This window comes from Planococcus sp. A6 (assembly GCF_028823615.1).
Taxonomy (GTDB): Bacteria; Bacillota; Bacilli; order Bacillales_A; family Planococcaceae; genus Planococcus.
The window spans coordinates 60,011-73,585 of the sequence record NZ_JAPEHT010000002.1 but is presented as its reverse complement, the minus strand read 5'-3'; the positions used below and the strand labels follow the sequence as shown (position 1 = coordinate 73,585).

The window sequence follows — 13,575 nt, the reverse complement described above, 5'->3', positions numbered from 1 at the left end:
AGGCTTGGGCGCGAGCCCACGGAAAGCGAGCAATAAGCTTCGGAAAATACGACTTCTTAACTTTCTCGACAAGCTGAAAAAACCCCTTTGCAATTTTTGCGTAGGGGTTTTTAGATTGTTCATTATAATGCCTGTACAACCAAATGCAAGGTACGTTTCAATAAGCGCAGCGTCTGCTCGACAAATTGCTCCAGCGAATCAGCGCTGACCGATTTATTGCCATACAGCATCCGGTAGAATGCAGCTTGTTCTTCGCTCGTCGATTCACCGCTCAAGAACAGGTGCATCACTTCGATGCCCATTTTCTCGGTTTCCGAAACGGCTTGTGCCGTATCGATGATGCCGTTGTCGGCATAATTATAAGCAGACGGCTCGCCGTCCGAAAAGACCAGCATAAAGCGGTGTTTTTCCGGGCGCTGTTTCAGGCGTTCGGCCATCCAGCGAATCGCAAAGCCATCGCGGTTGTCTTCGTGGGCATCGAGCGAGAGAATCTCTGCCGCATGGTCGGTCATGCCGTCGGTAAATTTATGCAGCCATTCAAAATAATTGGGCTGTTTGTCATCCCCGGCTTCATAAGCATCTTCATAAAACACCGCGATTTCATGTGGGATCTTGAGCGACCTGAGCACATCGTGGAATAATAGTACCGCCTGCTTCGTCTCGTCGAGCTTGTCAACCATCGAAGCGGAGCCGTCGATCATCAAGCTGAAAACTGCATCCAATTGCTTTGAAGGGGCAGTTTTCCGGTAAAAGGGTTTTGGCCGTTCGTCGGTGACGAGCGGCAAGAGGTTTTTCGACAGGCGTCCGGCATGTAAATTCGTCCGTTCACTTTCGACACGCTGCTGCATGCGCTTTTGCATTTCCTTCAGCAACGCGCGCACATATGGCGCTTGTTCGCTGCGCCATTGCTGCAACTGCTGGCGGTCAAAAGGCAAAGCCTCGATGCGTGATTCATAATAGACGACGCCATCATTCGCTGATCCGAAACGGCCGTTTGCTTTTTTCGGTTTCTTTTCATCTTTCCTCTGTTCATCAGCCAGGTTGTCTTCGCGGTGTTCACCTTGTGACTCACCCGTTCCGGTCTGTTCAACTTCCCCCGCGCCCTCTTCTTCCCTGCCCCCATCAGCGAGCTTGGAATCGCCCCTCTCGAGTTCGTACTCAAGGGCAGCGGCATCATTCAACTCAGTTTCCCGGTGCCAGGACTGGAACCATTCTTCGATCGTGTCGATCTCCTCTTCCACTTCTGACTGCTCTGCCTCAATGCCTTCATGGTATCTTGGTGGAGGCATTTTCTCAGCCGGTTCACCGAACGTATAATACGTATGGAGGACATCTGAGTTCAGCAAATATTCCAACCGCGGCAAAACCTTCTGAATGGTCCGCGCAGAATCGTCAGTCGAATCGGCACTGAATAATTCCGTCCACGGCAGAAATAATGGATCCAGTTCATCACTTAACGAAACATCTTTACCACGTAATTTTAAATAGGCGGCATTCAGGAAAGCGTCGGCCCAAAAGCCTTTTTTGCGGTTCTGTTCCAACTGGTCAGAATGGAAGCCAGAGACGATTTTCTCCCTCACTTCAAATGCGTGCTTCGTCCCCGGGCGTTCCGCAGTGATACGGTCACTCAAGCGGAATTCTTCCGCCATCAACAGCAATTGTGTGGCAAGTTCCGGTAAATGAGTCTCCACCTGTTCAAAACGACGCCATGAGCGCAGGCTGAAATAACGCCAAAAGCCAGCGCTCACCAAATAAATATCCGAAAGATAGCCGGCCTGCTCGATTTCCTTTGGCCGATGGCGCCAGAACACACTCATCGAAACAGCACCTTCAGATGGCCGGAATTCCCATAATTTCCGTGTCGACAACCGCAGGTAAGGCGCGGATGACAACGCTCTCGCAAGCTGTTCCATCCGGTTGAGGAGCCTCGTATCAACCGTTTCATTATTGAATTGGATAAAGCGATTGATTGAAGTCATCCTGCATCCCTACTTTCGCCAAGTATTCGCCAAATCCATCAATAAATTCCGTTCACTTTCATCGTCCAGTTTTTCGGCGATGGCGTAGCGGACGGCGCGCAGTGTATCGATATGCATCGCGAGCGCAGTGGCATCCAACAAGCTTCGGATTGAGGCGGCTTCTTCTGACATCAAGCCGCTCTCCACTTGCTTCATCAAATCTGCTGCCAAGTTCAACATGAAAGTTTTCAACTTCGGGTCAGCATTCGGAAATTCCCTGTCCCATAGGCCCCGGAGCTGCTCGCCAGACAAATAAGGAATGGGATAAGAAATGAAACGGTTTTTTAGCGCTTCATTCATCGGCGATGTCCCGATATACCCTTCGTTGATTGCAGCCATTACCGAGAAGTCAGGATGCGCTTGGATCACTTCGCCGGTAAACGGATTGGTCAGCATACGCCGATAATCGAGTGCACTGTGAAGGATCGGCAAGGTTTCAGCTTTCGCCATATTGATTTCATCGATATAAAGGATATGGCCATGTTTCATGGCGGTTACGACAGGGCCTTCAATAAATTCGATCGCGCTTTGGCCATCGCGCTGTACCAATGTCTTAAAGCCAAGCAGCGCTTCTGCATCCAAGTCGACGGAACAGTTGATGCTCTGGATCGGCTGTTGGAACAGGTCGGAAACGCTTTCGGCGAGTTTCGTTTTGCCTGCTCCCGTCGGCCCTTTCAACAGCACCGGCTTCTTCAACACAACAGCTGTCAGGATATCATTCCATAAATTTTCATCAGGCGAAATATAGCCGCCTTCTCCGATCAGGTTTGAATCTTCTGCATGGTCCCGCTGCGTCCGTTTCTTGATTTCTTCATCAATAATCGTCATCTGCTCCACTCCTATCTCCATAGAAAAAACCGATGGATTCATCGGTTTTTGTTCATCACTCGAAATAAGTTTTGTAATAGCCGCCGACTTTACCAGTGTTGTCGACGACAAACAAAAATTCTTCAGTTTCGTTTTTCACGTCATATTGTTGTCCTGCTGTCAGCACGTTCGACACTAAAAATTTGTCGGCATCGGTATGCTTACACGTAACGGTGCGGACGGTTTCTTTTTCGAGCCAATTGGTATGTATCATCGGTATCATCCTTTTCTGTCAATGTGAATGTGATGTTCTGCTACTCTATTCAGTATAAGGAAATTTGTACGGGAATTCAAACTTGCCCTCCCTTGCCGCCTTTTCTCGTGATTGCCAGATATCCAATCAATCCGATGACCGCGATACTCGATAAAGCGATCAAAAACCATTGTAAATTCCCAAGAATCGCTTCATAAGCATATGGAAAACTGCGGCCTAATGTGAAATAAGTGATGGTCCAGACAAATCCGGCTGGCATCGCGAATAACAAATAACGGCCAAGTGGAAAGCGGTCGGCCCCTACAACGTAAGGCATCGCCCAGCGCACACCGGGCAGGAAGAAGCTGAATGCAATTGCCCAATTGCCTTTATGGGCTAAAAATTGCCGGAAGCGTTCAATGCCATTTTGCAGAAATGTCGTTTGCAGCCATTCAATTAAGCGATGGCCGAACAGCCACCCTAGTCCATAAGCGAATAAATTGCTCGTAATCAGCCCGCTGTATGCTGATAAAAAAGCTGGAAGCGGCTTGAAATCGCTCGTTTCTGTCACGACACCTGAAAACGCTGCCGCGAATTCATTCGGAATCGGCAGGCCAAACAACAAAAGCCAATTCACCAAGAACATGCTCAGGTACCCGTATTCCATCGCCATTTCCCATAAAAAATCCAGCTCCATCCAAATCCCCCGTCTCTATGCCACATTATCCCATAACAAAAGGCAGCCCCGCAATGGAGCTGCCTTCTGGAGTGGTCTTAAGATTCAAGCAATAGGTCTTCTGGGTTCTCGATCAATTCTTTCACTGTTTTCAAGAAGCCGACAGAATCGCTGCCATCGATGACACGGTGGTCATACGATAGCGCTACGTACATCATTGGACGGATTTCAACATTGTCGCCAACTGCAATCGGGCGCTTCTGGATCGTATGCATGCCGAGGATACCGACTTGCGTACCGTTCAAGATCGGTGTAGACAAGAGTGAGCCGAAGACGCCGCCGTTTGTGATCGTGAACGATCCGCCGGTCATATCGCCGATCGACAATTTCTTGTCGCGTGCTTTTGTCGCCAACTCGCCGATAGACGCTTCGATTTCTGCAAAGTTCTTTTTATCCGTATCGCGGACGATTGGCACTACAAGGCCTTCTTCAGTCGATACAGCGATCCCTACATCATAGAACTGCTTCAAGAGCACATCCGTGCCATCGATTTCAGCATTGACGTATGGGTATTTTTTCAATGCAGCAGTTACTGCTTTGGTGAAGAATGACATGAATCCAAGCTTAACATCGTGGTCTTGTTGGAATTTGTCTTTCTTGCGCTTGCGCAGTTCCATTACATTGGTCATGTCGATTTCGTTGAACGTCGTCAGCATGGCAGTCGACTGCTTCACTTCAAGCAAACGCTTGGCAATCGTCTGGCGGCGTGTCTTTCTTCATCAGAAGAAGGAGCTGCAGATGCAGAAGCTTTCGGTGCTTCCTGTTTAGCTGGAGCAGGAGCCGCGGCCGGTTTCGAACCGTGCGCTTCGACGTCTTGGACGCGTACGCGGCCCATTGGGTCTACTGGCGTGATAGAAGCCAGGTCGATGCCTTTTTCACGAGCCAATTTACGGGCTGCTGGGCTTGCGATCGTGCGGTCGGAAGAAGTGCTTTCTTCTTCTGTAGGCGCAGCTTCCTGGTCTGCAGGAGCTTCTTGCTTCGCTTCTTCTTTCGCAAGATCTTCTTTTGGTGCTTCTTCTTTCTTAGCTTCTTCTTTCGGTGCTGAAGCTGCCGCTTCGCCAGAGCCTTCTCCGACTGTTGCGATTACTTGGCCGACTTCAACTGTATCGCCTTCTTCAGCGAGCAATTCCTGGACGACGCCCGCTTCTTCAGAGATGACTTCAACATTGACTTTATCTGTCTCAAGTTCAACGATGAATTCCCCTTTTTCTACTGTATCGCCTGGCTGTTTCAGCCACTGGGCGATTGTTCCTTCTGTAATCGATTCTGCTAATTCCGGTACTTTGATCTCTGCCACAATTAATTCCTCCTTAAAAGTTCATCATTTCGATTTAGCTAAAGCTTCATCGATGATGCGTGCCTGTTCGACTTTATGTGACTCGCCGTCGCCTTCTGCAGGGCTTTGGCGCTTCATGCGTCCGTAGTATTTCACTTCTTTGCCGTCTGCAAGTTCGCGCAAGTAAGGATCGGCAAATGACCAAGACCCCATGTTTTGCGGCTCTTCTTGGACCCAGGCCAATTCCTTGGCATTCGGGTAACGGTCGACAATCGCTTTGATTTTCTCGGCCGGGAACGGATACAACTGCTCGACGCGGACGATATGCGCCCACTCGTAGCCTTTTCCGTCTTTGACGCGTTCCGCCAAATCGATTGCCATCTTACCGCTAGCGAATAGCAGGCGTTTCACTTTCTTCGCATCCTGCCCCATGCCGGGCTGTTCGATCACTGTCTCGAATTTGCCTTCTGCCAATTGATCGACTTCAGCCCCAACAAGTGGGTGTCTCAGAAGTGATTTCGGCGACACGATAATCAACGGGCGGATAGCTTCTTCTCCAAGCATTTTCGCTTGGCGGCGGAGAATGTGGAAATAGTTCGCTGCGCTGGATAGGTTTGCGACTGTCCAGTTGTTTTCTCCAGCCATCTGCAAATGACGCTCGAGACGTGCACTGGAGTGTTCCGGGCCTTGCCCTTCATAGCCGTGCGGAAGTAGCATGACCAGGCCGGATTTTTGTCCCCATTTTGCGCGGCCGGACGAAATGAATTGGTCGAACATGACTTGTGCCATATTGGCGAAATCTCCATATTGAGCTTCCCAAATGACCAAAGCTTTGTCGTTCTCTACGTTGTAGCCGTATTCGAAGCCAAGAATGGAAGCTTCACTTAGTGGGCTGTTGTAGACGACGAATGATGCTTTTGAGTCGGAAATGTGGTGAAGCGGAACAAGTTCGTTGCCGTTCTTTTCATCATGCAACACAAGGTGGCGATGCGCAAAGGTTCCGCGCTGTGCATCTTGCCCTGTCAAACGGATCGGGTTGCCTTCTTGCAAAATGGCACCGAATGCCAAAGTTTCTGCATGGGCCCAATCGATTTTGCCTTTTCCTTTGAATGGCTCTTCGCGGCGTTTCAAGATACGCGCCAATTTTCCGAATGCGGAAAAGTCTTGTGGCCATGACAATAGTTCATTGTTCATCTTTTCAAGGACATCTCTGCCGACGCCCGTTTCGATTTCAGGGAAACCGTTCAAGACAGCTTCCGGCATCTCCAATTTCGGATGATCGTCGGATTTGTTTTCTTTCACTTTGTCATAGGCTTCTTGCATCACTTTTTGGATGTCTGCATCGAGCTTTTTGACTTCGTCTTCCGAAAGTACGCTTTCAGAAGCTAATTGTTTTCCGTACAATTCACGGACCGTATCGTGCTGGTGAACGCCGTGGTACATCATCGGGTTCGTCACTAATGGCTCATCCATTTCATTATGGCCGTAGCGGCGATAGCCGATCAGGTCAATTAAGATGTCTTTGCCGAACTTCTCACGGTATTCAAACGCCAATCGCGCAACAGCTAGGACAGCTTCCGGATCGTCAGCATTGACGTGCAATACCGGAACTTCAAACCCTTTTGCTGGGTCGGATGAATAATGCGTCGAACGGGAATCATGCTGTTCCGTCGTGAAACCGATCAAGTTATTGGCGATAATATGGATCGATCCACCCGTTTGATAGCCTTTGATGCGGCTGAAGTTCAATGTTTCGGTCACGATGCCTTGCCCCGGGAACGCGGCATCGCCGTGTACGAGGATTGAATAGGCTTTATTCGCGTCTTGTGGTGCCAAGCCGCTCTGTGCAGTCATTTCCTGCGCAGCACGTGTTTGCCCTGTCACAATCGGGCTCACGACTTCCAGGTGGGACGGGTTATAGGCAAGTTTGATCTTTGTTCCTGCTTTGGAACTGTGAGCAGCACCCATATGGTACTTCACATCGCCGAACCAACCTTTGGTGATCTCAAGTGACCCGTCTTCAGGAAGGAACGCTTCATCGCCGACATGCGCGAATCCAGCGAACATCATTTCGTACGGTTTATGGAGGATGTGCGTCAACACATTCAAGCGTCCGCGGTGGGCCATGCCGATCATGATGTTTTCAGTGCCTGCCGATTCAGACATGCGGACCAGTTCATCCATCAAGACGACAAGCGAATCGACACCTTCGATAGAAAAACGCTTTTGCCCAACAAATGTGCGGTGGACGAACTTCTCAAATCCTTCAACGCGTGTCAAAAGATCCAATACCTGTTTTTTCTTGTCGGCATCGAGTTTCGGCTTCATATCGCCCGCTTCGATTTTCGACTGGATCCAGCTGCGTTCCTGCGGTTGAATAACATGCGCGAATTCGTAAGCGATTTTGTCCGTGTAAAGCGATTTCAGGTAATTGATTGCATCGAGGCCGTTTTTCACTTCGGCTGGAGCGTTTTCCAGAATCAAAGATACGGGAACATCTTTCAAATCGGCTTCAGTCAAGCCATATTTTGAAATTTCCACTCTATCCGTATCACGCGGCTGGTCTTTCAACGGATAGATATCCGAAGCCAAATGGCCATGTGCACGGATAGCTTCCGCCAAATTAACCGCTGCCAATACTTTTTCAAAACGGTTCGGTTCGACTGCTACACCAGAAGCAGCGCCAGTAGCATCGCCTGTCTGTACGGCAGGCTGCTCTGTAGGCGGGCCGTATTGTTTGAATAGCTCTGCAAACTCAGGGTCGATCAATTCAGGGGAATCCTGGTAAAGGTCGTACATCTCCATCACGTACCCTAAGTTCGGGCCGGTTATGGAATTCCATGGGGATTTTGTGTCCGGTTGATTGGTAGACATTGAATAACCTCCAACTATTTGCCTTATGGCATTCACTTTTATTTATAGGTCTTTCCTATTTTAGCACGCCCCTCGCCCGACTTAAAGCGGCAGGGCTGTAGCGGTACTGAACGAATTTCCATATCAATCTTACTACTTCCACTGAAAAAAACAATGCTTTTGGTTGAAAAGATTCAGCTAAAGCGCATTGAAGCGCTTACATGCCTGCAAGGTGGCAGAATTTCCATCTTTTAATGGAAGAAACTCATGATTCGCCATGAAAACAAACAATGCCTCCGCCTTTTTTCTTGGCTTCATACAGCGCATGGTCAGCTTTTTGGATCAACTCCTCGAACTCGCTTCCATTTTCCGGATACAAAGCGCTGCCAATTGAGCAAGTTGGCGAGAAATGCTGGGCGTCGATTGCCCATCCATCTTTCAATGTTTGCTGAATTCGAGAGATGATGTTCTCAATTTGGCTCCGACTATTGATCGCGGATATGCCGGGCAGCAGGATGAGGAATTCATCTCCGCCGATGCGCGCCGCCACATCGTGTTTTCGTATGCTGCGTTCAAGCGCCCGGGCAAATTGATGAATGAATTCATCGCCGATTTCGTGACCGTGCCGGTCGTTGATTTCCTTGAAATTATCGCCATCTATGTACAAGACAGCGACTTGGTCTCCTGTCCGGTTGCTCTTGGCTTCCATTTCACGAAAATGCTTGACCATCATCCGGCGGTTCGGCAAATTCGTTAACGGATCGTGATACGCCATATGATGCAATTGCTCTTCCATTTCTTTGCGGTCGGTGATGTCAAATAAGATGGACAGCATTTGATAGATGCGCCCTTCCACATCAAACAGCGGAATGATTGTGGCATCTACCCAAAACGGCTGGCCATTCTTTTTTAAGCTGCGCACTTGCCCCCGCCAAATCTCGCCTTTTTTCAGAACCGACTGGAGATGGGCAAGTTGTTGGCTGGACATGATCGCCTGTCCAATCGACTGGATATTCATCCCAGTCAATTCACTGCTGTCAAAGCCCGTCAACTTCTTGAAATTTTCATTGGCAAATTCAATCATACCGGAGTTATCCCAAATGAGGACGAGCGCTGCGTAATTCAGTGCATCTTTGTAGCTTTCCAGAATATTCTCCGTCCGTTTCAGTTCATGCTTCAATAATAATTCATTCGTTAGCTCACGGAACACGACATGAAAAGCGCGGATAATCCCGTTTTCCTTGATCAATGAATAACTGGCCGAAAACTTCGCTTCGCGGCCATCGCTTTTGATGCGGGTCAAAAAAATCGAACTCGCCTTATGCGTGCTTGTGCTGTTCTCAAGAAGAAGCTTGCCCATTTCGAAAAATTTCTGTTTGTCCTGCGGGATGTCATCGTAATTGCGGCCGAGCCATTCCTTACGGTGCACGCCGAAAGTTTTTTCGTAAGCCGGGTTCATATCGAGGATCGTGAAATCCGCTGAAATCATCAACATCGGGTCAACTGAATTTTGGACAAGCGATTGATAGAACAGATAATCCTCTTCGATTTTCTTTTGTTCAGTCACATCTCTCGTGACCGCCAACACATATTGCGCGCCTTCATGGCTGAAAGGGGTCAGCTCGGTTTCCATGGCGGTTCCGCGGTCGGAGAACAAGCTATAATCCCTGTACAGATGGCGTTCGTTGCGCTTGATCGCGATCCGGTATTGCTTGTGGATTTCCAGCGCTAATTCCCTCGGCATACACTCTTCTACGCTGCGGCCCGTCAAATCAATCCCGAAAATTTCCTGGCAGACCGGATTAACCCAAGTATAAACAAAGCGGTTGCCCTGCTGTTGCATGAAATAGACCGGGTCGGCCGCTTTCCCGTACAGCATATCCATTTGCTCTTTCGTAAAAGGTCCCGACATCGAATCCACCGCTTTCTGTTATCTCAGCTCTGCTGTCGCGCCGCTGATTTTCTCAATGAATTTTTCATAAGCCGGCTGCTCATCCGTCTGTTTTACCAGTTTCAGTTCACCAGTTGCTAAACCCGCACCTGCATAGAAGCGATAAACACCCAAATATGTTGCATTGCCGCTCAACTTCAATCGATAATGGCCGTCCTCGGATTTTACCGAACAGTTAACCATACCACCTGGGTTAAAGACGGAAACGTCCCCGAATGGCATAAGTCCCGCAAGACAGCTGACCAAGGCGGAAGCCGTCATGGCCGTACCGCAGGCGTCTGTAAAGCCGACGCCTCTTTCATAGGTCCGGACAAAAATCCCCTCTTCTATTGGTGTCACATAGCTTAAATTGACGCCATCCGAGAAATAAGGGTTATCGCCGTTAAAATAAGCGGCCCATTTCTCCTGATGGGACGGATCTTTCTGCAATTCCTTGCCGACGATCCCGATCAAATGAGGGTTCGGCACGGCAACTGCCGTAAACGGAATGTCAGCATCGATAAAAGGCAGCGCTTGCTGGCGCCATTCCGTATGCGCTTCGAACGTCATCGGCAAATCGGCAAGCTGGAAAGATACCGGCGAAATTTCCACGCCGTACATGTTCACGCCAGCGTCAATCTCCGGTTCTTTCTGCACTGCCAAATCCGCTTTCATCGTTTCGATCACTGCCTGATTGATACCTTCCCGCTCGCAAACAAAGCGTGCCACGCAGCGCAAGCCGTTGCCGCACATGGACGCTTCAGAGCCGTCCGTATTGAAAACACGCATTTTCGCATCAGCGTGTGTGGATGGGGAAACCGTCAAGAGGCCGTCTATTTCTGGATCGAGTGCCGCCATTTGCTTAGTTAGTTGCGGAAAATCTTCGCGCTCGTTTCCTTCATATAGGAAAAATGTATTCATTGAACCATGCACTTTCAGTAATTCCATAACGACACCTCTTCAGCTCGAATTTATTTTGCGTGGGCAGCTACCAATTTTGCCATTTCATAGGCTGTTTTCGGCGGTTCTGCTTCTGTCATTGCGTGGATCAATTGCTCTTCTTCAGCTACCAGGCGCTCAATCGCTGCCATGAAGCTTTGTGCATTCACTTGTTCTTCCTCAAGCACATGGGCAAAGCCTTGCGCTTCGAACAAATTAGCATTTAAGATCTGGTCCCCGCGACTTTTTTGTTTCGATAAAGGAATGAGCAGCATCGGCTTTTTCAATGCCAAAAATTCAAAGATCGAATTCGATCCTGCCCGGGAGACGACGAGGTCCGTCAAATGTAAAAGATGCGACAATTCATGCGTCACATATTCAAACTGGCAATACTGTTCGTGGCCCTCGAGGCGCTCATCGATATTGCCTTTTCCGCATAAATGAATGATGTTGAATTGCTTGGTCAATGTATCCAAGTTTTCGCGTACTGCATCATTGATGAGCGCAGACCCTTGACTTCCGCCCATGATCATCAATACTTTGTGGGTATTGTCGAAATGGCATAACTCCCTGCCGCTCGCGGCTGAGCCATCGAGCAATTCGCTGCGGATGACCGATCCCGTGCAAGTCGATTTCTCTTTTGGCACGTGGCGCATCGTTTCCTTGAAGACCGTAAAGATATGGTCCGCAAAAGGAATCGCCAATTTATTCGCAAGGCCCGGCGTGACATCGGATTCGTGAATGATGACAGGCACGCCTGCGAGACGACCTGCCATCGCAACCGGCACCGAGACAAAACCGCCTTTTGAAAAGATCGCGACCGGCTTCACTTTGCGGATGATGTTCAAGGCTTGTGTCAATCCTGCCCCGACACGGAACGGATCCGTAAAGTTTTTGGTCGAGAAATAACGGCGCAGTTTGCCGCTTGAAATGGCGTGATAGGTGATCTCTGGATATGAATCGCGAATCAATTCATTTTCGATTCCTTCTTTTGAGCCGATATATTCAACACGGAACCCGAGTTTTTCCAGTTCCGGAATGATTGCTTGATTTAATGAAACATGGCCGGCTGTCCCGCCGCCCGTTAAAATGATTGTCTTGTTTTCCATCTGTTGTCCTACTCTCCTACTTTGCGCATATGTGTCTTCATCACTTTGCACGGTTTGTGTGATATACTCGTTTTATTTGGTATTGCAAGTGTATTGGGAGGCTATGAATATGTACGAAACAGAAACGACTCAAGAAAAACTCAAATTGTTAATGAAAATTGTCCTGCCGATTCTCATCACCCAAGTCGCTATGTATATGGTGACTTTTTTCGATATTTACATGACCGCCCGCTACGGGACCGAGGATCTTGCCGGCGTATCGATCGGTTCCTCTTTTTGGGTTCCGGTGTATATCGGACTTGCCGGGATCCTCATGTCCATTACTCCAATTGTAGCACAATTGATGGGGGCCAAGAAAAAAGATGGTGTGAAAGACGCTGTGCAGCAAGGGATTTATTTGGCTATCATCCTTGCGGCGATCGTCTTCAGCTTCTTTTTCTTCGGCATCGATTGGATACTCGGCTTCATGGATCTCGAGCCCGGTGTCAACGATGTGGCCAGCCGCTATATTTTCGCGATGAGCTTAGGGCTGGTGCCGCTGTTCGCTTATAATGCGCTGCGCTCGTATATCGATGCGCTCGGTGCCACGCGCGTGACGATGTTCATCACGTTGATGTCGGCGCCGATTAATGTGTTCTTCAATTATTTGCTGATTTTCGGAAACTTCGGCTTCCCTGAACTGGGCGGCCCTGGTGCCGGGATGGCTTCGGCGATCACGTATTGGCTCGTGCTGGCGATTGCCGCGTTCATCATCCACACGAATGAACCGTTCAAGTCATTTGGGATTTTCCGCAAATGGGCGCGCCCTTCTTTAAGTAGATGGAAAGAAATTACGGGCATAGGCGTGCCGATCGGCATTTCGATCTTCGCCGAAACGAGCATCTTTTCAGCGGTCACGTTCATGATGTCTGTGTACGGGACAATCACCATCGCTGCCCACCAGATCGCCTTGAACTTCGCCTCGCTCCTCTATATGCTGCCGCTCAGCATATCGATGGGCGCGACGATCCTGGTCGGTTTTGAAGTCGGGGCAAAACGAGCATCACACGCTAAGCAATACAGCTGGCTTGGCGTCGGCGCTGCCGTGACACTCAGTGTCATCTCGTCGGGCATTCTCTATTTCCTGCGGGAACCGATCGCCGAGTTGTATTCATCCGATCCCGCCGTCATCGGGCTCGCTGTCCAATTCTTGATCTTCGCCGCTTTATTCCAAGTGTCGGACGCCGTCCAAGCTCCGGTTCAAGGGGCGCTGCGCGGCTATAAGGACGTCAATATCACGTTCATCATGGCGCTCATTTCCTATTGGGTCATCGGGCTGCCTTCCGGCTATTTGTTCGCCACGTTTACCGATCTTGGTGCGTTCGGCTATTGGGTCGGCCTAATCGTCGGACTCACGGCAGGCGCCGTCACTTTATCGATCCGGCTGTTGATCATCCAGAAAAAACTGGCTAGCCACTGATAATCCGCAGTGGCAAAACGTGAGAAGCATCAAGGCCAGATCAAAGCCATCGAATCATTCTGTCACTGCCTATCTCTATAACATAAAAAAACACCTTTCACTGAAAAATGGGTATGAAAATACCTGCAACTCAGTGTAAGGGTGTTTTTTTATCGGATGGGCCAGTTATTTGATAGAAGTTGAGATAAATACAAC

At 49.2% G+C, this 13,575-nt stretch carries 9 protein-coding genes and 1 pseudogene; 1 reads left to right on the top strand and 9 read right to left on the bottom strand.

Annotated features, from left to right (window positions below; all coding sequences use genetic code 11):
* Nucleotides 1-122 precede the first annotated feature (122 nt).
* The 9 genes and pseudogenes from ON064_RS00835 to ON064_RS00795 all read right to left on the bottom strand — a co-directional run bounded on the left by ON064_RS00835 (nucleotide 123) and on the right by ON064_RS00795 (nucleotide 11,921).
* Entirely contained in the window at nucleotides 123-1,979 is a 1,857-nt protein-coding gene (locus ON064_RS00835) for a vWA domain-containing protein (protein WP_274623217.1), read from the bottom strand.
* A gap of 9 nt (nucleotides 1,980-1,988) precedes the next feature.
* The gene (locus ON064_RS00830; RefSeq protein ID WP_274623216.1) at nucleotides 1,989-2,846 is read right to left on the bottom strand and encodes an ATP-binding protein; all 858 of its coding nucleotides are present in this window, start codon (nucleotides 2,844-2,846) and stop codon (nucleotides 1,989-1,991) included.
* Nucleotides 2,847-2,901: 55 nt separating this feature from the next.
* A complete protein-coding gene (locus ON064_RS00825) occupies nucleotides 2,902-3,099 on the bottom strand; it encodes a DUF6501 family protein (protein WP_121297498.1) in 198 nt (65 codons plus the stop codon).
* Between the two features lie 76 nt (nucleotides 3,100-3,175).
* Nucleotides 3,176-3,775, bottom strand: coding sequence for a DedA family protein (locus tag ON064_RS00820; protein ID WP_274623215.1), 600 nt, complete (start codon nucleotides 3,773-3,775; stop codon nucleotides 3,176-3,178).
* Nucleotides 3,776-3,852: 77 nt separating this feature from the next.
* A pseudogene (gene odhB / locus ON064_RS00815) lies at nucleotides 3,853-5,111 on the bottom strand (2-oxoglutarate dehydrogenase complex dihydrolipoyllysine-residue succinyltransferase).
* Between the two features lie 24 nt (nucleotides 5,112-5,135).
* Nucleotides 5,136-7,964, bottom strand: coding sequence for a 2-oxoglutarate dehydrogenase E1 component (locus ON064_RS00810; protein WP_274623214.1), 2,829 nt, complete (start codon nucleotides 7,962-7,964; stop codon nucleotides 5,136-5,138).
* A 244-nt stretch (nucleotides 7,965-8,208) separates the two neighbouring features.
* Complete coding sequence (locus tag ON064_RS00805; RefSeq protein ID WP_274623213.1) at nucleotides 8,209-9,855, bottom strand: sensor domain-containing diguanylate cyclase; 1,647 nt, start codon at nucleotides 9,853-9,855, stop codon at nucleotides 8,209-8,211.
* A gap of 18 nt (nucleotides 9,856-9,873) precedes the next feature.
* A complete protein-coding gene (gene dapF, locus ON064_RS00800) occupies nucleotides 9,874-10,821 on the bottom strand; it encodes a diaminopimelate epimerase (RefSeq protein WP_274623212.1) in 948 nt (315 codons plus the stop codon).
* 23 nt (nucleotides 10,822-10,844) lie between these two features.
* Entirely contained in the window at nucleotides 10,845-11,921 is a 1,077-nt protein-coding gene (locus ON064_RS00795; protein WP_274623211.1) for an undecaprenyldiphospho-muramoylpentapeptide beta-N-acetylglucosaminyltransferase, read from the bottom strand.
* A gap of 109 nt (nucleotides 11,922-12,030) precedes the next feature.
* Between ON064_RS00795 and ON064_RS00790 the strand changes: the two genes are divergently transcribed.
* A complete protein-coding gene (locus ON064_RS00790) occupies nucleotides 12,031-13,380 on the top strand; it encodes an MATE family efflux transporter (protein ID WP_274623210.1) in 1,350 nt (449 codons plus the stop codon).
* The last annotated feature ends 195 nt before the right edge of the window (nucleotides 13,381-13,575 follow it).

What these genes read in the sequence shown, in the direction of transcription:
- dapF (WP_274623212.1), bottom strand. Translation starts at nt 10,821, where the DNA reads ATGGAATTACTGAAAGTGCATGGTTCAATGAATACATTTTTCCTATAT.
- ON064_RS00830 (WP_274623216.1), bottom strand. Translation starts at nt 2,846, where the DNA reads ATGACGATTATTGATGAAGAAATCAAGAAACGGACGCAGCGGGACCAT.
- ON064_RS00835 (WP_274623217.1), bottom strand. Translation starts at nt 1,979, where the DNA reads ATGACTTCAATCAATCGCTTTATCCAATTCAATAATGAAACGGTTGAT.
- ON064_RS00820 (WP_274623215.1), bottom strand. Translation starts at nt 3,775, where the DNA reads ATGGAGCTGGATTTTTTATGGGAAATGGCGATGGAATACGGGTACCTG.
- ON064_RS00805 (WP_274623213.1), bottom strand. Translation starts at nt 9,855, where the DNA reads ATGTCGGGACCTTTTACGAAAGAGCAAATGGATATGCTGTACGGGAAA.
- ON064_RS00790 (WP_274623210.1), top strand. Translation starts at nt 12,031, where the DNA reads ATGTACGAAACAGAAACGACTCAAGAAAAACTCAAATTGTTAATGAAA.
- ON064_RS00825 (WP_121297498.1), bottom strand. Translation starts at nt 3,099, where the DNA reads ATGATACATACCAATTGGCTCGAAAAAGAAACCGTCCGCACCGTTACG.
- ON064_RS00810 (WP_274623214.1), bottom strand. Translation starts at nt 7,964, where the DNA reads ATGTCTACCAATCAACCGGACACAAAATCCCCATGGAATTCCATAACC.
- ON064_RS00795 (WP_274623211.1), bottom strand. Translation starts at nt 11,921, where the DNA reads ATGGAAAACAAGACAATCATTTTAACGGGCGGCGGGACAGCCGGCCAT.